Origin of the sequence: Pseudomonas sp. PS01299 (assembly GCF_029960145.1) — a bacterium.
In the GTDB taxonomy this organism is placed as follows: Bacteria; Pseudomonadota; Gammaproteobacteria; order Pseudomonadales; family Pseudomonadaceae; genus Aquipseudomonas; species Aquipseudomonas putida_A.
Genome location: NZ_JASCPO010000017.1, coordinates 1 through 21,364, shown reverse-complemented (window position 1 = coordinate 21,364; position 21,364 = coordinate 1). Strand labels below are relative to the sequence as shown.

Sequence of the window (21,364 nt, the reverse complement as noted above, 5' to 3'; positions counted from 1 at the left end):
CTGGATCGCCCCTAGGTGCCGCACCGTGTTGAGTAGTTGTGTGTTCAGGCCTGCATTTCGCTGATGCCGACCTGGCGCAATGCCGCTGCCAGGTCGTCGACCCGGTGCTGCTCGCTGTCCTTGAGTTGTTGCAATTGCTGCCCGAGGGTCGGCGCGCCAAATACCCCGCGCAGCCCTTGGGAAATGTCACCGGCCTTGAGCGAGTGACTGTCGAAGGCGTTCAGCGCCTCCCGCTCGGCGCCGTCGTTCTGGTGGAACAGGCTCGACAGCGTACTGCTGGCGAAGACTCCGCCATCACCGCCACCGAAACCGAGGAAGCCGTGCCCGCTGCCGTCACCGCTTCCGTCGCTGCTGCTGAATACCTGGGCGATGAAGCTCGGGCTCAGAGCACCGTGATTGATGAAAATGTCCCCCAGCGGCCGGATGCCGTCGCCCAGTACACGCTGCTCGAACAGCGGCGGGAAGGTCAGCGGCGAGCCGAGATTGCCGGTCGGTGGCGTAAACACAAACGGTTGCAACGGCACGTCCGGGGCCGGCGGCGGTGCGACCGGATCGCTGCTGCGGGACAGCGGATCGGGAATCACCCCATTGATCGGCGTAGTCGGCACCGTTGGCGGAATAACCGGCGGCACGGTATTGATCGCGTAGTTATTGGAGCTGCTGACACCGCTGCCGCTGTTGCCGGACAGGTCACTGACCCCGGCGCTGTTGACGCTGATCGCATTACTGGCGCTGTTGATGTTGGCGCCCGGGGTCAGCGTCGCGGTCCAGGTCTTGCCGCCGTCGTTGCTGCTCAGGTTCGACAGGGTGCCGTTGCCGACATTGATGTCACTGAGATCAAACCCGGTCACCGCCTCATTGAAGCTGATGGTTACCTGCGAGGTCTGGCCCACACCCAGATTCGGATTGGCAACCACCACCGTGGCGGTCGGCCGTTCGCTGTCGAGGGCGTAGTTGTTCGACACCGCCACCGTGCTGCCGGCGTTGCCCGCCAGGTCGCTGACGTTGCTGGTGTCCAGCGCAATGAAATTGCTCGGGTCGGTGACATTCGCGGTCGGCGTGAACGTCGCGGTCCAGGTCTTGCCGCCATCGCTGCTGGTCAGATTGCTCAGGTCGCCGTTGGTCACGCTCAGGTCGGACAGGTCGAAATTGCTCACCGCCTCGCTGAAGGTGAAGGTCACCGTGGTGGTCTGGCCGATGCCCAGATGCGGATTGGCGACCACGATGTCCACCGTCGGCCGGGTTGCATCGAGGATGTAGTTGTTGGAGATGGCGATACTCGCCCCAGCATTGCCGGCCAGATCCTGAACACCGGCGGTGTCGATCAGAATCAGGTTGGTCGCGTCATTGACGCCGGCTGTCGGGGTGAAAGTCGCCGTCCAGGTCACGCCACCGTCGCTGCTGGTCAGGTTCGACAGCGCACCGTTGGCAACGCTGATGTCCGACAGGTCAAACCCGCTCACCGCCTCGCTGAAGGTGATGGTCACTGTGGTGGTTTCACCAATGCCCAGGCGGTTGTCGGCAACCACGATGGTGGCGGTCGGCAGCGCGGTGTCGATGGCGAAGTTGTTGGAATCGGTGGTACCGATGCCGCTGTTGCCCGACAGGTTGGCCACCCCGGCATTGTTCAGGGTGATCAGGTTGGTGGCGTCGGTGACATTGGCTGTCGGCGTGAAGGTGGCCGTCCAGGTGATACCGCCGTCGCTGCTGCTGACATTGCTCAACGTGCCGTTGGCGATGGTCAGGTCGCTGTTGTCAAAACCGCTGACCGCTTCGCTGAAGGTGATGGTCACCAGCGAGGTTTCCCCGGCCCTGAGCGACGTGTCGGCAACCACGATGGTGGCGGTCGGCACCTGAGTCTGGATCTGATAGTTGGCCGAACTGGTGGTGCCGGTGCCGGTGTTTCCGGCCAGGTCGGTGATGCCGGTGTTGTTCAGGACAATCAGGTTGGTGAGGTCGGTGATACCGATGTTCGGCGTGAACGTGGCCGTCCAGGTAATGCCGCCGTCGCTAGACGAAACATTGCTCAGGGTGCCGTTGGCGACGCTCAGATCGGAGTTGTCGAATCCGGTCACGGCCTCACTGAAGGTGATGGTCACCTGCGCGGTTTCACCGGGACGCAGATCGCTGTCGGTCATGACAATGGTCGCCGTCGGACGCTGACTGTCGACCGCATAGTTGTTGGAATCGGTGGTACCGCTGCCGACGTTGCCCGCCAGATCGGCGATGCCGGTGTTGTCCAGGGTGATCAGGTTGGTGGTGTCGGTGATCCCCGCCGCCGGCGTGAACGTCGCCGTCCAGGTGAGGCCGCCGTCGCTGCTGCTCACCGCACTCAGCGTGCCGTTGGCGATGGTCAGGTCGGCGTTGGTGAAACCGGTCACCGCTTCGCTGAAGGTGATGGTCACCAGGCTGGTCTGGCCGACGCCGAGCGCGGTGTCAGCCACCACGATGGTGGCGGTCGGGCGCTGAGTGTCGATCGAGTAATTGTTGGAATCGGTGGTGCCGCTGCCGGCATTGCCCGACAGGTTCTGTACGCCGGCGTTGTCCAGGGTGATCAGGTTGGTGGCGTCGGTGATGTTGCTGGTCGGCGTGAAGGTCGCTGTCCAGGTGATGCCACCGTCGCTGCTGCTGACTGCCGACAATGTGCCGTTGGCTATCGTCAGGTCGGCATTGCTGAAACCGGTCACCGCTTCGCTGAAGGTGATGGTCACCAGTGAGGACTCGCCGATCTTCAGACTGGAGTCCGCCACGATGATGGTCGCGGTCGGCACCACGGTGTCGATGGTGTAGTTGTTGGAGTTGGTCGTGCCGCTGCCGGCGTTGCCCGCCAGGTCGGCGATACCGGTATTGGCCAGCGTGATCAGGTTGCTTGCGTCGTTGATGCCCACGTTCGGCGTGAATGTTGCCGTCCAGGTGATGCCGCCATCGCTGCTACTCACCGCCGTCAACGTGCCATTGGCGATGGTCAGGTCGGCGTTGGTGAAACCGCTCACCGCTTCGCTGAACGTGATGGTCACCAACGAGGTTTCGCCGGCCGTAAGGTTGCTGTCGGCGACCACGATGGTTGCGGTCGGGCGCTGGGTGTCTATGGCGTAGTTGTTGGAGTCGGTGGTGCCGCTACCGGCGTTGCCCGCCAGGTCGGCAATGCCGGTGTTGTCCAGGGTAATCAGGTTGGTGGTATCGGTGACGCTGGCGCTCGGAGTGAACGTCGCGGTCCAGGTGATGCCGCCGTCGCTGCTGCTGACTGCGCTCAGCGTGCCGTTGGCAATGGTCAGGTCGGCGTTGGTGAAACCGGTCACCGCTTCGCTGAAGGTGATGGTTACCAGCGAGGTTTCGCCGATCCGCAGGTTGTTATCAGCCACCACGATGGTCGCGGTCGGGCGCACGGTGTCGATGGCGTAATTGTTGGAGTCGGTGGTGCCGCTGCCGGCGTTGCCGTTCAGGTCAGCGATGCCGGTATTGTTCAGCGTGATCAGATTGGTCGCATCAGTGATGCTGGCAGTCGGCGTGAAGGTCGCCGTCCAGGTGATGCCGCCATCGCTGCTGCTGAGCGCCGACAACGTGCCGTTGGCAATGGTCAGGTCGGCATTGGTGAAGCCGGTCACGGCTTCGCTGAAGGTGATGGTCACCAGCGAGGTTTCGCCGATCCGCAGGTTGTTGTCGGCCACCACGATGGTCGCGGTCGGCCGCGCAGTGTCGATGGCGTAGTTGTTGGAATTGGTGGTGCCGCTGCCGGCATTGCCGGCCAGATCGACGACCCCGGTGTTGTCCAGGGTGACCAGGTTGGTGGTGTCGGTGATGTTGGTGGTCGGGGTGAGCGTGGCGGTCCAGGTGATGCCGCCGTCGCTGCTGCTCAGACCGCTCAGGGTGCCGTTGGCCACCGTCAGGTCGGCGGTGGTGAAGCCGCTGACCGCTTCGCTGAAGGTGATGGTCACCAGCGAGGTTTCACCCGCTGCCAGATTGCTGTCGGCCACGACAATGGTCGCGGTTGGCCGCACGGTATCGATCACGTAGTTGGCCGAATCAGTCGTGCCGCTGCCGGCGTTGCCGGCGAGGTCGGCGATACCAGTGTTGTCCAGAGTGATCAGGTTGGTGGTATCGGTGATGCTGGCGGTCGGGGTGAACGTTCCGGTCCAGGTGATTCCACCGTCACTGCTGCTGACTGCTGACAGTGTGCCATTCGCGATGGTCAGGTCGGCGTTGGTGAAACCGGTGACCGCTTCGCTGAAGGTAAAGGTCACCAGCGACGTGTCGCCGATCTTCAACGCCGTGTCGGCCATCACGATGGTCACGGTCGGCCGCACGGTGTCGATCGCATAGTTGACGGAACTGGTCGTGCCGACGCCCGCCACGCCGTCGCTGATCGCATTGACCCCGGTGTTATCGAGGGTGATCAGGTTGGTGGCGTCGGTGATGTTGTTGGTCGGAGTGAAGGTCGCGGTCCAGGTCAGGCCACCGTCGCTGCTGCTGACCGCTGTCAGCGTACCGTTGGCAATGGTCAGGTCGGCGTTGGTGAAACCGGTGACCGCGCGGCTGAAGGTGATGGTCACCAGCGAGGTTTCGCCGATTTTCAACGCCGTGTCCGACATCACGATGGTTGCGGTGGGTGGTTCCACATAAGCGGTATTGAGTGTGCCGCCATTGTTGTAGATCGCCGCGAAGGCCAACGGTACAGAGCCCGTCACGCCGCCGCCCAGTTCTGCGCCGCCGGCGCCGCTGCCGGCCGCGTTGCCGCTGATGGCGCTGAAGTTGGCGGCGGTGATCAGTACCGTGCCGCCCTGGTTCCAGATCGCACCGACACCCCGTCCGCCGTCGCCGCCGTTCAGGTTGTTGCTGCCCTGGCCGCTACCACCGCCGCCACCGCCGCCCGCACCGAGGTTGTTGCTGATGACCGAGGTGCCGACAATTTTCAGGGTGCCGGTGGAGGCGTTGTAAATGCCGCCGGCCGCATTGCCGCCGACGCCGCCCACCTTGTCCCAGCCGGAGCCGCCACCGCCGCCGCCAATCGAAATGGTGCCGTTGTTCGCGGTGCCGCCATTGCCGCCGTTGCTGTAATAGGACACGCCCACGCCGCCGGCACCGCCGACGGTGGAGCCGCCGCGGCCGCCCATGTGCGTGGCGTCGTAGCCACCGCCGTAGCCACCGACGCCACCACTGCCGGCCTGGCCGCCCAACGTCCCGGTGCCCGGCCCGGCCGTACCGCCATGGCCGCCGCCCTGACCACCGAGGCCGCCGCCACCGCCACCGCCGCCGCCGTAGTTGGCTCCCGTGACCCCCCCACCACCGCCACCACCGGCCGCCGCGTTACCGGTGACCGAAACGTTGTTCAAGGTCAGGACGCCGGCGTTGAAAATCCCCCCGCCCATGGCCCCGGTTGCGCCATAGCCGCCATTTCCGCCATTGCCCGAGACCAATCCGCGAGTAATGACCAGACCATCGAGTGTCACCGTGCTGCTGGAGGTGATTTCCACCACCCGCGTCCGGTACTGGCCATCGAGGGTGACGTCCGCCACCCCGTCGTTGTTCAGGTCGCCATCAACGGTGATGTTCTTGTTGATCAGCAATTCCGAGGTGAGCTGCACCGTCATGCCGCTGCTGAAGGTCACGATGTCGCCGTTCTGCGCCGACGCCAGCGCTGCGCGCAGCGAGCCGACCCCGGTGTTCGCATTGTTGGTGGCAGTCCAGGTGGCGAGGCCCCACTGGTACTCGCTCATCGACAGGGTCGACAGCACGTTGGCGCTCTCGATCCTGCCCGTGGCGATTTCCAGATCCCAGTCGCCGCCCACCCCGGTGCGGTTGTTCGAGGCGGCCACATCGCGGCCGGTCAATTGTGCCAGCGAGTCGACGAAACTCAGGCCGCGGTCACCTTCGGCGGTGTAGCAGCCGTAAATGAGAATGTCGCCGCCGACGTTCATGTCCTTGCCGATTTCCGCCAGCACCGCACTGCGTTGCGCGACGTTGTCCGCCGACAGATAGCTGTTGCCGAGCCACAGGTCACCGGCGTTGCCGTGAGCGATGATCTGCACCGAGCTGACACCCGAATGCTGGTCGAGGTAATCAGCGATCTGCTGCAAGCCGTCCTTGCTGGCATCGAGCTTGACCACCTGCGCGCCGGGAGCAACGCCTTTGAGCAGGCTGTCGGCATCCTTGACCCGGGCATCGACGAACACCACGCTCTGGCCCGGTACGGCGACAGGGCTGGCAGCCGGCGTGGCATCGGCCTGGCCGTGGGTGTCCTTGCTGACCGACGGATGATCGGCCGTGGGCGCCTTCGCTGCATCGGCAGTGGGGTGGCTGTCGGGCTGGGCCGCAGCGGTATCGGCCACGGTGGCCGCGACAGCGCCGTCGAACAGCATGCGCGGTTCCAGCGACATGATCAGCGGCGCAGCCAGCGTCCGTTGGCCTTCGGTTACCCGCGACTTTTGCTTGCTCCACCACATGTTGCTCACCCGGACTCGAACAGTTGTAAACGCATCAATGAAAAACGCCGCGATCAACTGATCGCGGCGTCGGACTTCATACGAATCACATTGGCAGCGCTGGCTGAGCCATCGAGCCAAAAGGACAGATCGGCGTATTGCTTGAACAGGTCCGGCGGCAGAATCGTGCGTCGGGACTGCAGGGCGACCTTGGGTTTGACCTTGTGCAGGCCGGCCACACCCAGGGCCTGGTCGAACTCCGGCGCGTCATAGGCCAGGTGTTCGAAATCGTGCTCGAACCAGGGTTCGCCAATGAAGTCGTAGACCAGCCGCAGCACCCGCTCCGGGGCCTGGGTCAACAAGTCGTAATCGACGATCAGCAGCGAATCGGCGTGCTCGCCGTAATAGGCTTCTTTGAGCGCTGCCCAGGCAAAACCAACCAGACGATTGCGCTGGGCCAGGGTTTCGCAGCGGCTGTAGACCGTGTTGCGTTCGACAGCATCGCCGAACAGCTTGGTGTTTTCATAAGGATTGGCGCGGTACAACCGTTCCAGGCTGTCCATCACCCAGGCGACGTTGCGCACGCAGGCAATGACTTTGGCTTTAGGGAACAGATCGCTGATCGCCGGCAGGCGCGAACTCCACTGCCGGTTGGTGTCGAACACCACCGGTTTGTCAGCCTTGTCGGCATAGTAGGAATCGAACAGCCCGCGCAGCAGGCGCCGGCGCATTTCGGTGTCGATCACCGCGCCGAATTCGCTGCCGGCGCTGCACTGTTCAAGGACACCGGAGAAGAGTGCGCCGACCGGACTGGTCATGCCGGCATGAAAGCGCGGGTTCTGCAGAAGAATCGCAGAAAGCAGGGTAGAGCCTGAGCGCGGCAAGCCGGAGATAAAGTGGAACTGCTGCAATCCCTTCACCCTACTTTGTAAGTCCTTTTGTCCGACGAGCGTAGTCCAACAATACCCTTTCGACTAGTAGTGTTTTGATATCAAAACAGAGCAAAACGGACTATGAAGATCTGTTTTTATCGCCAAAGAAAAGGTGAACCGTTTAAAACATTGCATCGCTGTCCCGTTATCGGTGGTCAACGAAAAAAGTCGCGCATTCGCGCCGCCGGCATGGGTCTGATCACGCAACTGCCAGTTCTTCGGCAAGGGTCGGAACGGATCGGGCACGTCCACATCCAGATCACCGATCAACCAGACGCGAGCACTGCCCTTGGGCAGGTCGTCGAGTCGATCCAGATAGACCTCCTCGGACACCAGGGTGCCGAAACCGTAGTGATTCGGGCGCGTCGAACGACCATCGGCGGCGGGCGGGGTAAACAGGCGCACCTGAGCGTCAGTGCGGTTGTAGTAGACGTAACTGAGATACCAGAGCATGTCGCTGGTGACGATCCGGTCACCGCTGACGAAATGCCGGTTGATGTAATCGACCATGACATTGAACTGATCGTGCGGGTCGACCGTGGCGTTGGTGTTTACGCCCACCAGCTCAACCCCGACCCATGACACCAGAACCGCCACTGCCAGCACACGAGCGCGGCGGTACAACCGGTCGATGGCCAGCGCCGCCAGCATCGGCAATCCCAGCGCATAGGCTGTCAGGTAACGCTCGATGAACACCGGACTGATGAAGGACACCGCGAACACCAGCAACAACGGCACACCGGTGTAAAGCGCCAGCAAAACGCTGCCATGGTTCACGCTGCGGTCGCGGGCCACGGCCACGCCCGCCAGCGCCAGCAGAGCCAGCGGTACGCCGCAGAACAGCAGCAACGGGAGATGCTCGCCTTCATCCTGGATCAACCAGAGCCAGATCATCGACGGCAGCGAGGACAGGGTCACTGGATCTTCCCAGCCCACATCGCCACCGACCTTGAGTTCTTCCATGTGTTGCGTCAGATCAAGCAGGTTCGGCAACCACGGCAGGTAGAGCACAACGATGGCCAGATTGGCCAGCCACCAGTCCTTGCGCTGGATATGCCGCAGGCGATAACCCGGCAGCAGGCGAATCAGTCCCAGGTACAGCCAATGGCTCAGCGCCGCCAGCACGGCGAAGTAGTGGGTATACAACGCGGCGCTCATCAGCAATGCATAGATCAGCAGATACCGGTGGCGCTGCGGACGCCTGACCCAACAAATCAGCGCCAGTGTGGAACCGATCAGGAGCAGGCCGAGCAGCGAGTACATGCGCACTTCCTGGCTGTAGCGCACCGCCGTCGGCAGCAACGCCAGCAGCACCCCGGCAATGATTGCGGCGCGACGGGTGGCCAGGCGATCGACCAGGCACACCCCCAGCCCGACCGTGGCGATGCCGGCCAGCGCGCTGAGGCTGCGGATCGACAGAATCGTGTCGCCGAACAACCCGATCCAGCCGTGCAGCAGCATGAAATACAACGGCGGATGCACGTCGAACGCCGCGTGCTCCCAGATACCACTCAGCGAATAGTTCGCCAGCAACAGGCTTGAGCCTTCGTCGCCCCAGATCGCGGCGGCGTTCAGGTCATAAAAACGCACCACCGTCGCCAACAACAGAATCGGTATCAGCCACTGCCGGCGAGCCCAGCGCCATAAACGCCGGACACCGGCATTCGGTGCGGCAAACGGGTCCTGGGTATCCCCCAGCGGAGTCTCGCGACGCGCTTCCATCAACCTTCCCTTACAGATTTACCGAGTAAAAACCAGCGCCATTCATTGCGCACACTGTAGGCCAGAGTCGAAGTCGACGCGCGGCCACGACGACGTCCGGCAAGTCCGCCGATCCGGGTCTACGCTACCGCTTGGCGTGACCTGCCCGCGCAAACGCAAGGCGTCAGCACAGCATCTGTGCCTGTCCTGCAACCAAGGCTAACGCGCGGCGCGCCGACCACATAACAGAAGGATGAGGAACCATGGAAGTCTTTATGGGTACGATTCAACCGTTCGCCTTCAACTTCGCCCCCAGTGGCTGGGCCTTGTGCAACGGACAAATCCTGAGCATCTCGCAATACCAGGCATTGTTCGCTTTGCTGGGCACCTTCTACGGCGGCAACGGCACGACCAATTTTCAGTTGCCTGACCTGCAAGGTCGCGTACCCGTGGCACAGGGTAACGGACAGGGGCTTACGCCGCGTGTCATCGGTCAGGTGTATGGCACGGAAAACGTCACGGCCACGATCGCCAACATGCCTAACCACACCCACGCGATGACCGGCCTTTCTGCCAACACCGCCCTGCAACTGGCTGTGCCTGCAAGCAATCCGGCGACCGTGCCGACCGCCACCAACTCGTACATCGGCGCGTCCGGCGGCGGCCCTGGCTCGGCGAACATCTATTCCGATGCCCAAGGTGCCACGCCGGTTCCCATCAAAGGCCTGACCACGACTGTCACCGGGGACATTTCCTCCACGGGCGGCAGTCAGCCGTTGCCCATCGTCAACCCCTCTCTGGTCGTCAACTTCAGCATTGCCCTGAACGGGCTGTTCCCTTCGCGCAACTGAACCACTGTCGGGGGCCTCGGGCCCCCGACCGTTTTTCTCTTCACTGGAGTCAGACCATGTTGCAAGCGGTTCAGATCCAACACGTCCAGGCATTGCTGGGCCAGCAACACACGCTGCACCTGCCGGATGGCACGGCGCTGCCGATCCACATCGAGTACCTCGACGAAGTCCCCGCCGCGAAGACGCGCTACAGCGAGCGCATGCCGTTCTGCCTCGAATTCAACAGTCTGGTGCCGACCGGGTTCGTTGACGGCCTGTGCGCACTGGAACTGCCGGAACTGGGGCGAGTGGAGGATATTTTCGTCTCACGAGTGCCAGCAATGGGGCGGGATCCGCAACTGGGTTATTTCTGTATTTCCTTCAACTGAAATCCCACCTCATTGCGGATACCACACCAGCCGCTCCGCCGCCGGATTACGCTCCTCCACCGCAAAACCCAACGCCAGATAGTGTTGCCGCGCGTGGGGGTTGTTTGCCCAGACCACCGTTGCCACCGGGCAGCGAACCTGCTGCGCGGCCTTTTGCACGCCTTGCAATACCGCGCGGCCGTAACCCTTGCCCCGCGCCTGGGGGATGAAGGCGATGTATAACACGCGGATTTCATTGGGGCCGAAGTCGGTGCTCAGTGCACCGATGGCCGTCCCGAGTTTTTCCACGACGTAGTGCATGGCGTTGGGATGGTTTTCACCCACGCCCTGTTCCTGCACCTGGAATTGCTGGGCGATCACTTGCTGCACCACTTCCTGCTCGCCGTCGATCCATTGCAGATCCGGGCGCGCCGACTGATAGAGGTGGTGCAAAAACGGCTCGTCGGTGGCCCGCGCAGGTCGCACCACCAATCCGTCTGCCGTCACATCTGCGTTGCTCGCCATGTTCACGCTCCCTAGAAACCGCTTTCCCTGACCCCCAGCGCCGCCAGCCGGCGCCAGGCCACGCCGAGTACCGACTCGCCCCTGCCCTGCAACACCACCACACCGCGCAACGGCTGAACCGGGGCTGGTGGCTGATCCAGCGCTGTCAATCGCGCGCCATATTGCGCCTGTACAGGCTCGGCTCGTTGCTGTTGATCACGGCGCACGGCAATCGGCCCGTGATGATCGGAGGTCAGCGCCTCCTGATCGACATAAGCCACGCCATTGGTATCGACTTCATCCAGTTTTACGCTGATCGCCGGATGCATCGGATCATCGGCGATGAACCGCCCGGTTGCACCCGGTTTGACCCGCCACAACTCGGCCTCGGCGATATAGCCGCGCAGGCGCAAACCGTCCTCGACCACCCGCGCCAGCGCATCCTTGCTCGACAGCCAGCGCCCCGGCGTCAGATTCGGCAGCAGATCACGCACAGTGCCGGCATGGGGCGCGCGCAACAGCAGGCGCTCGCGTCGAGCGCTCAGACCACGATATTGCGCCACGGCTTCGGCGAGGCGTTGCTCGATGATACTGGCGTCGGCAGCGGTTTCGCTGCGACCGGCCTGTCGGCGCATCAGCAATTGCTGGATCTGGATTTCCCGACGGACGATGGCCTGCTGCGAATCGAGGTCCGGCGACTCCAGTTCGATCAGCACATCGCCCTGAGCGACTTTCTGGCCATCCGCGACCTTGACTGATTTGACTCGCGCCGCCACCGGCGCATGCAACGCACTGGCCCGGCCGCTCTCAAGCATCGTCGGCAGTTCCACCGCGCTGCGCCACGGCACGATCAGCACCAGCAGCAGACCAAGCACAGCCAGGCTGCTGAGCAGCACACGCGGGCCATGCGCCTGTTCGCGGCGGCTCCACCACTGGCGCCACTCATTCATGATCGGCAGGAAGATGAACCAGACCAGTTCCACCAGCATGAGGAAAATCCCCAACACCTTGAAGAACAGGTGATAGACCGCCAGCGCGATCCCGAAAAACAACGCCGCGCGCCACAACCACGAGCCATACCCCCAGATCAGCAAGCGCCGTTGCATCTTCGGCGACCAAGGCTCCGGCGCCGGAGCGCCATAGCCGAACAAAAATTCGCGTAACCGCCAGCGACACAGGGCAAAGGCTCGCCCCTGAAGGTTGTCGACCTCCCACAGATCACTGAGCAGAAAATAACCATCAAAACGCATGAACGGGTTGAGGTTGACCACCAGTGTAGTGATCCACGTGGCGCTGGCGAGCATGAACGCTGCCGTGCGCCCGGGGCCATCGGGCAACAGCGACCAAGCCAGCAGCGCGATGCACGCCAGCAGCAGTTCCGCGAGCACCCCACCGGCACCGATCAGCAGCCGCGCACGCCGATCGTTGACCCGCCAGGCATCGCTGACATCGGTGTAAAACATCGGCAGCAAGACCATGAACGCCACGCCCATGCTCTGCACCCGACACCCGGCACGCTTGGCCATGAATGCATGGCCGAACTCGTGGCACAGCTTGGCAAAGAACAACGCAACGCCGAACGCCAATGCGCCGCCAAGGCTGAACAGGTGCGGGAAAGTACCGACAAAGCGCTGCCAGTCCCGCGACACCAGAAACACTCCCAGACCCAGCGTCAGCGGCAAACCGTAGCGCAACACCCGCGGGCCGAAGCGCTCCAGCCAGGGCCAGGCGCGGTTGAGAAAGGCGTCCGGGCGCCACATCGGAATACGGAAAAACAGGTATTGATGCAGCAGGATTTTCCACAGACTCTGGCGTTGCGCGAGGGCCTTGAGCGAGTAACTGGCACGCTGCTGATCGTCGAGGGCGCTGATCAGATCATGCCCGCGCAGAAATGTCAGCAGTTGCTCCAGCTCGACGCCGTCCAGCGGCAAGCCCGGTTCGCGGTTGGCGGCGCGCAGCACCTGTTCGGCATCGCCCAGCGACCAATGGCGCAGCAGACGCATCGCCGCCGTGCCGAGTTTGAAATAGCGACCGCGCACCGGATCGGCCAGGGTCCAGCGCGGTGAACCGTCCAGTGCCGGCGCCGCGGGCGACAGTTGCAGGTCGGCACGCAGGCTCGGCAGATTCATTTACAGGCCCACGCTCTGGCGCAGACCGGCCAGAGGGCGGCGCAGCAGGTACAAGGCCAGCGGGGCGCGATCACCGAAAATTTTTGCCGTGCCGCGCAGGCCGATACGCGGTGGCGCATCAGCAAAATTGGCATCCAGTCGATAAGCCAGTTGCCCGCCCGCCGTCGGTTGCGCCTCGTAAGCCGAGCGCTCCAGCGTGGCGAGGTGGCGCTGCAACGGATCGCTGTCGAGAAACAGCGCGACTTCGGCACCCGGCGCCAACGCAATCGCGTCGCCCACCGCCAGTTCGATGCGCAGTTCGGCTTGATTCGGGTCAGCGATTTCCATCAACCGCTCGCCGGTCTGCACCGGTCTGCCGGTCAGGCGCTCGGCATCGGCGAACACTGCAATGCCGTCACGCTCCGCGCGCACTTCGCTGCGCGCCAGCAACTCGCGGGCGTAATCGCGCTCGGCGCGTTTTTGCTCGGCACGGGCGGCGAGCAAATCGACCCTGGCACTGGATTCGGCATCGGCAAACGAACGTTGCGAGTTGGATTTCAGTTCCGCTTCCGCGACGCCCAAGGCACGCTCGGCGACATCGGCCTGGGCCTTGAGGGTGGTGCTTTCAAATCGCAGCAGCAGGTCGCCGGTTTTCACCGGTTGATTGGGCTTGACCAAAAACTCGGCGATCACCCCGTCCAGCGGCGCCGCGACCACGCGCCCGCCCTGCGGCACCACCTCCGCCGGGGCCAGTACCGACTGGCGCACCGGGATCAGCAACCCGAGCAACAGCACCGCCACCAACGCCACCTGACGCTTGCGCGTCCAGCGCAGGCGCCACGGTTTGCGCGGCTGCAGCGCCAGCCAGGCGTGACTGTAGGTGTCGCCCAGTTGCGACAGCAGCACTTGTTCGGAAGGATTCCACGGCACATCGCGGGCCAGCCACAGACCGCCGAACACCTCGCCCTGGCGGTCGATCAGCGGCAGCCAGAACACCTGCGCCGCCGACAGCGAGCGCCAGTCGGCCTGAATCGACTCGGCAAGCAGTTGCGGGGTAATCACCCGCGCCTGCTTCAGCACATCCTGCTGGAACAACTGCGTCACGGCTTGCTCGACAAACGCCACGAACGGCGCATTCGGCTCCACCGCGCTGACGCCGGTCACCGCCTGTACCTTGCCGGCGATCAGCAGCGCTGCATGACGAAAGCCGAACAACGACTGGCCGTCATTGACCAGACTGTAGGCCAGTTGCGAGGCATCGCGGGCGGCGCGGGTCTGGCGTTCGAGGTCAAGGAACCGCGCGAACACCTGCTCGGCAGCGCCGGCTACCGGGGCGTTCATTTAAGCTCCGCAAAGTGCGCCGTGCCGCTCATGCCGGCGAGCAAGCCCTTGGCTTCGGGAAGTGTGGCGACCAGCAACAGTGTCTGGCTGCCTTCGTCGATGCGCGCACCGAGGCGTTTGACCGTGGCATCAAGCGGCTGGCCGGTTTCGTCGGGGACAAAGCTGAAGGTCTGGCCGGGTTTAAGCCTGGCCATCCAGCGCGACGGCACCAACAAGTGGATCTCCAGGGTGCGGTTATCCACCACGTCCAGCAGCGGCGCGCCGGCCGCCACGCTTTCGAAACGCTGGACCTTGCGCTCGACCACTTGCCCGTCGAATGGCGCGACCACGCTGCAGCGTTTGACCTGAACCTGATAAACCTGAGATTGCGCCTGGGTTTCGCTGACCTTGGCCTCGGCCCGCGCCACTTCGAAACGCCCGACGGAATTGAGCGCGGCCAACTGCCGGTTGTGCGCCAACTCCTCACCGGCACCGCGATTGGCAGCCTGCGCTGCATTGAGCTGAGCCTGATACGCCGAGCAATCGAACTTCGCCAGCACATCGCCCTTCTTGAACGACTCGCCCTCGCTGAACGGCAACTCGACAATCCGCCCCGACAGCTCGCTGGCCAGCGTCGCCTGATCCCGAGCTCGCAACACACCCCGCGCCTCACTGCTCGCCGTGGTTGCCGCAGGCGCTGCGTTATCCAGCAGCGGATCGTCTGGCCCGGGCGTTTGCGCCTGAACTGCACACGTAACAAAGGTCAATCCGATAACCCAACCGCGCAAACGCTGCATAACCGCTACTCCCTGACGGATGAGCGGAGTCTACGACAGCGGGGATTAGCGTCAAGCGAAAGGCCATCACTGTGCCGTTACGCTTGCTGTAATCCGACCGAAGCGCTATGGTCAACCCATCGAAAATATGACTTTGATGGAATATTCCATAACACTCATATTAGTGCCCATGAATTGGGATATCGAATACACCGACGAGTTCGGCAACTGGTGGGAAGAACTGACTGAGAGCGAGCAGAGTTCTGTGGCGGCAAGCGTCAAACTGCTTGGGCAATTCGGCCCAGGTCTGCGTTTTCCGCATAGCAGCGCAATCAATGGCGCGCGGCATGGTCATTTACGGGAATTGCGCGTCCAGCATGGCGGGCGACCGTATCGCGTGCTCTATGCGTTTGATCCAAGACGCTGCGCGTTGCTTTTGATCGGTGGAGATAAAACCGGTCAGGACCGCTGGTATGAACTCAACGTCCCGCTCGCCGATCGACTGTACGATGAGCATCTCGAAACATTGCGCAAAGAGGGTTGCAACAATGGCTAAGAAATTCGCCGACCTCGAAGCACGCATGACACCCGAAGCACGGGCGCTTGCCGATTCGATCTACGAACAACACATCAAGGAAATGCCGCTTAACGAACTGCGACAAGCCAAGGCCTTGAGCCAGGCCACGCTGGCTGAAATGCTGCACGTCAACCAAGCGGCCATCTCGAAAATGGAGCGCCGTACCGATATGTACATCAGCACGCTGCGCAACTATATCCGGGCAATGGGTGGCGAACTTGAAATCATCGCGACCTTTCCCGACGGGCAAATCAAAATCGAAAATTTCGCAGGCTGAACAGCCATAACCCGCTTCAACCTGTGAATCTTCCACTGTGCAATAGCCGTATAGTGGCCAATCGAATTCGCCGATTTGCTCCCTCAGGCGCAATCTCAGCGCCGCGCCACCTCCCCCACCGGATACACCGCCTCCCATCCCCCACCCAGCGCCTTGTACAACCCGACCATCGCCAGCGACACCCCGGTCGAGCTCTCCACCCACTGCTCCTGAGTCGCCAGCAACGCGCCTTGAACGGTGAGGACGTTGACGAAATCGACCACGCCTTCGACGTACTGCTGCTGTGCGGTGCGCAGGGCGATCTGGTTCTGGCGTACGGCTTCCGCGAGGCTGTCGCGGCGGCGTTGGCTGGCGTTGTAAGCCGTCAGTTGGTCGTCGATTTCATGCCAGGCGCGCAGCACGGTCTGCTGGTAGGCGATGGCCGCTTCCTGTTGCTGGGCCTCGCGCAGTTGCAACATGCCGCGCAGGCGTCCGCCGTCGAACAGCGGCAGGCTGAATTGCGGGCCGATACCGAAAGCGCGCGAGCCCCAGGAACCGAAATCGCTCAGTTGCATCGCTTGCGATCCGAGGTTGCCGGACAGGGTGATGCGCGGATAGAAATCGCCCTTGGCCACGCCGATGTTGGCAGTGGCCGCATGCAGACGCGCCTCGGCCTGCCGGATGTCCGGACGGCGTTCGGCCAGCTGCGACGGCAGGCCGATGGCGACTTGCAGCGGTGACTGCGGCACCGCGCCGTCTGTGGATAACTCCTTGGCCAGGGCCTGCGGCGGTTCGCCCATCAGCAGGCTGATCGCGTTGATCAATTGCGACTGACGCTGCTCGAGGGCCGGCAGGCGCGATTCGATGGCCGCGACCTGCGCGGCGGCTTCGGCGACGTCGAGATCGGTTGCCACACCATCGCTCAGGCGCAGTTGCGAAAGCTTGAGGCTGTGCCGGGCGACGTCGAGGTTCTGCTCGGTGACCGCGCGGGTGTTTTGCACGCCGCGCAGCTGGATGTAGTTCTGCGCGGTGTCGGCGAGCACCGCCAGAAGCACACCGCGACGGTCGTTTTCGGCGACTTCGAGGTTGGCATCGGCGGCTTCGGTTTCACGGCGCACGCGGCCCCAGAAATCCAGTTCCCAGGACGCGGAGAAACCGGCGTCCCACAGGTTGAAGGCGGAATCGCCGTTGTGCCCGGACGGGTCATTCAGGCCTTCGCCACTGTTGCGTTTACGCGCGTAGCTGCCGGTAGCGGCGGTGTTCGGGTAGCGATCCGCGGTGATCACTTGGCGCGCGGCACGGCTTTGTTGCAAGCGGCTGCTGGCCAGTTGCAGATCGAGGTTGCTGTTCATCGCCCGCTGGGTCAGGGCTGAGAGTTGCGGGTCGTGGAAAACCTCCCACCAGCGTTCGTTCAGCGGTTCGCTGACGGCTTGGCTGGAGCCGGATTTGGCGGGTTTGGCCCAGTCGGCGATCTGCGTGGGTTCGGGCTTGCGGAAGTCCGGGCCGACGGTGCAGGCGCTGAGGCCAAGAGCGAGCAAGGCACCGAGGGTGAGTTGCTGCCACTGGCCTCTTCGCGAGCAAGCCCGCTCCCACATTGGGTAATGCGTTCCCCCGGTGGGAGCGGGCTTGCTCGCGAAGGCGTCAGTTCTATCAAAACTGTTCATCGCTGAGTCACCTCACGTTCCGCCGACGCCGAACGGCGAGTATCGATACTCGCCTCCACCGACATGCCCACACGCAAACGCTCGGCCAACGGCTGACCCGGTTCAAGCACGATCTTCACCGGAATCCGCTGCACGACCTTGGTGAAGTTACCCGTGGCGTTGTCCGGTTTCACCGCGGCGAATGTCACGCCGGTGGCCGGGGCGATGCTTTCGACGCGACCGCTCAAGGCCTCACCGCCGAGGCTGTCGACGCGTACCTGCACGTGCTGGCCCGGCTGCACGTCCGTCAGTTGGGTTTCTTGAAAATTTGCGACTACATACGCCTGCTGCAACGGCACCACCGCCAGCAGCTTGCTGCCCGGCGTGACATAAGCGCCGACGCGCACAGCACGCTCGCCGATCATGCCGTCCTGCGGCGCGGTGATCCGGGTGTAGGACAACTCGAAACTGGCGATTTCCAGCGCCGCTTGCGCGTGCTTCAGATTGCCCTCGGCGGCATCGCGCTGCGCCGTGAGAATCTCGACCTGCTTGCGTTCAGCCGCGAGCTTCGCGCTGGCGGTATCGAGCCGAGCGGTTGCCTGATCAATACGCGTGCGGGCCTGTTGCGCGTTCTGCACCGTGCCGGCACCTACACCGGCGAGGTGGTTGTAGCGATTGAGTTCCTGCTGGGCGAAGGCCATTTCTGCCTTGGCCGAGACCACCGAGGCCTGCGCCTGAGCAATCACCGAGGTCTGCCGCTCCAGCGTGGCCTTGGCGTTTTGCAACTGAGCGCGGGCGACCAGGGTTTGCGCATCGGCCGCTTCAGCGGCGGCGCGCAAATCGCGATCATCGATCAGCGCCAGCAATTGCCCGGCCTTGACCTGCTGGTTGTCTTCCACCAGCACTTCCTTGATGAACCCGGCCACGCGCGGCACCACCAAGGTGAAGTCGGCGGAAACGAACGCGTCGTTGGTGTTTTGCTGAGTACGCTTGCCGAACAGTCCCGGCACCGCCAGGTACAGCAACACGCCGACAGCCAGTGCGGCCGCCACGGCCACCGCGAGTTTTTGCTTTGCTTGAGTCGTCATAAAAACCTTCGGTATCAGTGAAGCAATCAGGTCGGCGCACGGGGCGGAAAGATCCGCGTCGGCAGCCAGAAAATCAGCAGGATCAGCGCCACTGCGACGCCAGCCATGCACACATAGAGATCAGAGGAAGTCAGCACCACGGCCTGTTCGTGCAGGCGATGGGCGAGGCCCGGGTCGCTGCGATCGGCCAGCGGTGAGTTGCCGAGGTTGTCGATCAACATGGTCGAGTGGAAATGCAGACGCGCGGTGGTCAGCGCCTCAATGACTCCGGTGGCGATCACCGCCGCCAGGCCTTTCACCGTGTTGAACCACGCGGAGGCGAACGGCCCGTCCTGCGGCTGGATGCTGCCGGTCGAGAGCATCAACAGCGGCAGCACCGACATTGGCTGACCGAAAATCTGCAGCCATTGCAGGACGTAGAAGTTGTCGCGGATCCACTCCGAGGTCAGCAGCGAGCCACCCAGGCAGGACAGGGTCAACATGCTCAAACCGATGCCGAGCACCCAACGGCAATCGACCCAACGCAAGTTGCACAGCGCCGCCACCAGCGGCAGCGCGATCAACTGCGGCAACGCGGCGATCAGCATGATCGGCGCGGTCTGCACCGGGCGATAACCCTGGACCTGCGCCAGGTAGCTCGACGGAATCAGCACCACCGCCTGCAACACCACCAGCACCCCGGCCAGGGTCATCAGCGCGAACGACAAGTTGCGGATGCCGAGCATCTGCAACTTGAAAAACGGAATCGGCTGCGACCATTCATTGATCAGAAACGCCACCAGCAACAGCGAACCGGCGCCGAGCAAACCGCAGATCAGGCTCGACTCGAACCAGTCCAGCCGATTGCCCTGGAGCAAGCCGATCACCAGCATGCAGATCGCCGGGAAGCCCAGCAGCAGGCCCTTCCAGTTGAAGGTCTTGAGGCGCTCCAGGCGCAGCGGATCCTGCGGAATCCCCCAGGCCACCATCGCCATGGCGATCAGGCACGGCACGATGATTTGCCAGAACGTCCATTGCCAGCCGACATACTCACTCCACAGCCCGGCCAGCGGCGTGCCGAGTCCTGGGCCGAACGTCGCCGTCAACGCATAACCGGCCAAACCATAGAGCTTGAAGTTGGCCGGCAGAAAACGCAGGGCGACGGTCATCAGCATCGGCGGCAACGCGCCGCCGGCCAGACCTTGCAGGGTGCGCATCAGCAGCAGGCTTTCGTAATTCGGGGCGAATGGGCACAGCACGCCGAGCAGCGTAAAGACGCTGATCGCGCAGAGGGTAAAACGACGCAGTGAGAAGGTCACCGAGCACCAAGGGGCGAATGCCATCGCGGCGACCGAGGTCGCGGCGTAGCAGGACACCAGCCAGGTGCCTTCGTCATAACCGATGTTCAGCGCGCCCCGAATGTCGGCCAGTGCGACTTTGGTCACCATTTCGTTGAGGCCCGAGACCAGCACCGCCAGCAGCACACCAACCAGGCCGGCGATGATTCGCGCCCCGAACACCGGTGGCGCAGCCGCCGTCGCCGGACTGGCCGCAGCGATGGGCGCCGGGACCGTCAGGGATGTCATGGATACACACTCCGGAAGGAAAAATACCGGAGCATTTTAGTAAGGCTTACTGCTGACGAAAATTGACTTATTGGCAGGTTATAAGTGCGCTCAGTACAGCAATGAATATCCAATGTGGGAGCGGGCTTGCTCGCGAAAGCGGTGGGTCATGCACCCTATGCATTGCCTGACACGACGCCTTCGGGAGCAAGCCCCCTCCCACATTGATTCGGTGTCAGGGTTGCGCGGCCAGCCAGGTTTCGTCGCAACACGCCTTGAGCGTTTCGCGCAGCCAGCGGTGCGCCGGGTCTTTGTCGAAGCGCGGGTGCCAGGCCTGAGTCAGCATCAGCGTCGGCAACGGGATCGGCAGGTTGAACGAGCGCAGCTTCAGGCCCAATCGGCGCACGCTGAGCAACGCTTCCTTGGGCACCGGCAGGATCAGGTCGGAATCGGGCAAGGCAAACATCGCCGCGTGGAAACTCGGAGCGATCACCGCCACCCGCCGCTCCAGACCCAGGGCGTTCAACGCGGTGTCGATGGGGCCGCGAGCAATGCCACGGCGCGACATGCTGATATGGGAGAAACCGGCATAGCGCTCGGCGGTGATTTCGCCGTCGAGCAGTGGATGATCCTCACGCACCAGACCGACGAAATGCGTGGAGAACAGGTTCTGCACTTTGACTTCCGGGGTTACCGGACGGGTGTTGCTGACACTCAGATCAATCCGTCCTTCACGCAACGCTTCGTCGTCGCCATCGCCCTCGGGGACGAAGCGCAACTCGCAGTGTGGCGCCTGCTGGTCGAGGGTATCGAACAGCTTGCCGCCATATACGCCAATGAAAAAGTCGTTGGCGCGGATGCTGAAGCGCCGGCGCAGGGTGCCCAGATCCACGCTGTCGGCGGAGCGAAACAGCAGCGCCGCTTGCTCGACGACATCGCGCACCTGCTCGCGCAATTCCAGGGTTTTGGGGGTTGGCACCAGGCCGCGACCGGCGCGCACCAGGATCGGATCGCCGATCGCCTCGCGGATTCGCGTCAGAGTGCGGCTCATGGCGGCGGGGCTGAGGTTCATCCGCCGCGCGGCGCCGACCACACTGCCCTCGTCGAGCAGAGCGTCGAGGGCGACCAGAAGGTTCATGTCCGGGAGTTGCATGCTGAGCACTCTTGGCTGATCTGGATTGATCTGGGTGCAATGCTAGCAAACATCCTTCAAATTTGACGGCGGCTGAAAGGACGCCTTCGCGAGCAAGCCCGCTCCCACAGGGGAACGCATTCCAAAATGTGGGAGCGGGCTTGCT

Annotated in this window: 15 protein-coding genes; 4 read left to right on the top strand and 11 right to left on the bottom strand. The window is 63.1% G+C overall.

The window, feature by feature from the left end:
* Positions 1 to 44 precede the first annotated feature (44 nt).
* From QMX91_RS05835 to QMX91_RS05825, 3 genes are all read right to left on the bottom strand, one after another.
* The gene (locus QMX91_RS05835; RefSeq protein ID WP_282412407.1) at positions 45 to 6,356 is read right to left on the bottom strand and encodes an Ig-like domain-containing protein; all 6,312 of its coding nucleotides are present in this window, start codon (positions 6,354 to 6,356) and stop codon (positions 45 to 47) included.
* Between the two features lie 137 nt (positions 6,357 to 6,493).
* The gene (locus QMX91_RS05830) at positions 6,494 to 7,339 is read right to left on the bottom strand and encodes a sulfotransferase (protein ID WP_098966570.1); all 846 of its coding nucleotides are present in this window, start codon (positions 7,337 to 7,339) and stop codon (positions 6,494 to 6,496) included.
* Positions 7,340 to 7,393: 54 nt separating this feature from the next.
* Positions 7,394 to 9,073 (bottom strand): glycosyltransferase family 39 protein, encoded by a 1,680-nt coding sequence (locus QMX91_RS05825; protein ID WP_282412396.1) that lies wholly within the window; start codon positions 9,071 to 9,073, stop codon positions 7,394 to 7,396.
* A gap of 242 nt (positions 9,074 to 9,315) precedes the next feature.
* Here QMX91_RS05825 and QMX91_RS05820 point away from each other — a divergent pair, with 242 nt between their 5' ends.
* Together QMX91_RS05820 and QMX91_RS05815 are read left to right on the top strand one after the other, a co-directional pair.
* Positions 9,316 to 9,903 (top strand): tail fiber protein, encoded by a 588-nt coding sequence (locus tag QMX91_RS05820; RefSeq protein WP_098966567.1) that lies wholly within the window; start codon positions 9,316 to 9,318, stop codon positions 9,901 to 9,903.
* Between the two features lie 56 nt (positions 9,904 to 9,959).
* A complete protein-coding gene (locus QMX91_RS05815; RefSeq protein ID WP_139053654.1) occupies positions 9,960 to 10,271 on the top strand; it encodes a hypothetical protein in 312 nt (103 codons plus the stop codon).
* Between the two features lie 9 nt (positions 10,272 to 10,280).
* Here QMX91_RS05815 and QMX91_RS05810 read toward each other — a convergent pair whose 3' ends face one another.
* From QMX91_RS05810 to QMX91_RS05795, 4 genes are read right to left on the bottom strand one after another with little or no spacing between them, the layout of a single operon-like run.
* Positions 10,281 to 10,775 (bottom strand): GNAT family N-acetyltransferase, encoded by a 495-nt coding sequence (locus QMX91_RS05810; protein ID WP_098966563.1) that lies wholly within the window; start codon positions 10,773 to 10,775, stop codon positions 10,281 to 10,283.
* Between the two features lie 11 nt (positions 10,776 to 10,786).
* Entirely contained in the window at positions 10,787 to 12,883 is a 2,097-nt protein-coding gene (locus tag QMX91_RS05805; protein ID WP_282412395.1) for a biotin/lipoyl-binding protein, read from the bottom strand.
* The gene (locus QMX91_RS05800; protein ID WP_098966560.1) at positions 12,884 to 14,203 is read right to left on the bottom strand and encodes an HlyD family efflux transporter periplasmic adaptor subunit; all 1,320 of its coding nucleotides are present in this window, start codon (positions 14,201 to 14,203) and stop codon (positions 12,884 to 12,886) included. It lies immediately after the preceding gene.
* Positions 14,200 to 14,979 (bottom strand): efflux RND transporter periplasmic adaptor subunit, encoded by a 780-nt coding sequence (locus QMX91_RS05795; protein ID WP_098966558.1) that lies wholly within the window; start codon positions 14,977 to 14,979, stop codon positions 14,200 to 14,202. The genes QMX91_RS05800 and QMX91_RS05795 overlap by 4 nt, the downstream gene beginning before the upstream one ends.
* A 169-nt stretch (positions 14,980 to 15,148) precedes the next feature.
* Here QMX91_RS05795 and QMX91_RS05790 point away from each other — a divergent pair, with 169 nt between their 5' ends.
* A complete protein-coding gene (locus tag QMX91_RS05790; protein WP_047290723.1) occupies positions 15,149 to 15,514 on the top strand; it encodes a type II toxin-antitoxin system RelE/ParE family toxin in 366 nt (121 codons plus the stop codon).
* Positions 15,507 to 15,812, top strand: coding sequence for an XRE family transcriptional regulator (locus QMX91_RS05785; RefSeq protein ID WP_098966556.1), 306 nt, complete (start codon positions 15,507 to 15,509; stop codon positions 15,810 to 15,812). The genes QMX91_RS05790 and QMX91_RS05785 overlap by 8 nt, the downstream gene beginning before the upstream one ends.
* Positions 15,813 to 15,907: 95 nt before the next feature.
* On the opposite strand, the gene QMX91_RS05780 is transcribed toward QMX91_RS05785, so the two are convergent.
* From QMX91_RS05780 to QMX91_RS05765, 4 genes are all read right to left on the bottom strand, one after another.
* Positions 15,908 to 17,455 (bottom strand): efflux transporter outer membrane subunit, encoded by a 1,548-nt coding sequence (locus tag QMX91_RS05780; RefSeq protein ID WP_282412394.1) that lies wholly within the window; start codon positions 17,453 to 17,455, stop codon positions 15,908 to 15,910.
* On the bottom strand, positions 17,452 to 18,522 hold the full coding sequence (locus QMX91_RS05775) for an HlyD family secretion protein (RefSeq protein WP_098966553.1): 1,071 nt from the start codon (positions 18,520 to 18,522) through the stop codon (positions 17,452 to 17,454). Before QMX91_RS05775 ends, QMX91_RS05780 begins: the two co-directional genes overlap by 4 nt.
* A 26-nt stretch (positions 18,523 to 18,548) precedes the next feature.
* Positions 18,549 to 20,087, bottom strand: a complete 1,539-nt coding sequence (locus QMX91_RS05770; protein WP_282412393.1) for an MFS transporter — start codon at positions 20,085 to 20,087, stop codon at positions 18,549 to 18,551.
* Between the two features lie 214 nt (positions 20,088 to 20,301).
* The gene (locus QMX91_RS05765) at positions 20,302 to 21,219 is read right to left on the bottom strand and encodes a LysR family transcriptional regulator (protein ID WP_282412392.1); all 918 of its coding nucleotides are present in this window, start codon (positions 21,217 to 21,219) and stop codon (positions 20,302 to 20,304) included.
* Positions 21,220 to 21,364 lie beyond the last annotated feature (145 nt).

Bases quoted from the DNA above. Each gene is read 5' to 3' on its own strand.
- QMX91_RS05770 (WP_282412393.1), bottom strand. From the start codon at position 20,087: ATGACATCCCTGACGGTCCCGGCGCCCATCGCTGCGGCCAGTCCGGCG.
- QMX91_RS05795 (WP_098966558.1), bottom strand. From the start codon at position 14,979: ATGCAGCGTTTGCGCGGTTGGGTTATCGGATTGACCTTTGTTACGTGT.
- QMX91_RS05775 (WP_098966553.1), bottom strand. From the start codon at position 18,522: ATGACGACTCAAGCAAAGCAAAAACTCGCGGTGGCCGTGGCGGCCGCA.
- QMX91_RS05835 (WP_282412407.1), bottom strand. From the start codon at position 6,356: ATGCTGTTCGACGGCGCTGTCGCGGCCACCGTGGCCGATACCGCTGCG.
- QMX91_RS05810 (WP_098966563.1), bottom strand. From the start codon at position 10,775: ATGGCGAGCAACGCAGATGTGACGGCAGACGGATTGGTGGTGCGACCT.
- QMX91_RS05785 (WP_098966556.1), top strand. From the start codon at position 15,507: ATGGCTAAGAAATTCGCCGACCTCGAAGCACGCATGACACCCGAAGCA.
- QMX91_RS05765 (WP_282412392.1), bottom strand. From the start codon at position 21,219: ATGCAACTCCCGGACATGAACCTTCTGGTCGCCCTCGACGCTCTGCTC.
- QMX91_RS05820 (WP_098966567.1), top strand. From the start codon at position 9,316: ATGGAAGTCTTTATGGGTACGATTCAACCGTTCGCCTTCAACTTCGCC.
- QMX91_RS05805 (WP_282412395.1), bottom strand. From the start codon at position 12,883: ATGAATCTGCCGAGCCTGCGTGCCGACCTGCAACTGTCGCCCGCGGCG.
- QMX91_RS05780 (WP_282412394.1), bottom strand. From the start codon at position 17,455: ATGAACAGTTTTGATAGAACTGACGCCTTCGCGAGCAAGCCCGCTCCC.
- QMX91_RS05800 (WP_098966560.1), bottom strand. From the start codon at position 14,203: ATGAACGCCCCGGTAGCCGGCGCTGCCGAGCAGGTGTTCGCGCGGTTC.
- QMX91_RS05825 (WP_282412396.1), bottom strand. From the start codon at position 9,073: ATGGAAGCGCGTCGCGAGACTCCGCTGGGGGATACCCAGGACCCGTTT.
- QMX91_RS05815 (WP_139053654.1), top strand. From the start codon at position 9,960: ATGTTGCAAGCGGTTCAGATCCAACACGTCCAGGCATTGCTGGGCCAG.
- QMX91_RS05790 (WP_047290723.1), top strand. From the start codon at position 15,149: ATGAATTGGGATATCGAATACACCGACGAGTTCGGCAACTGGTGGGAA.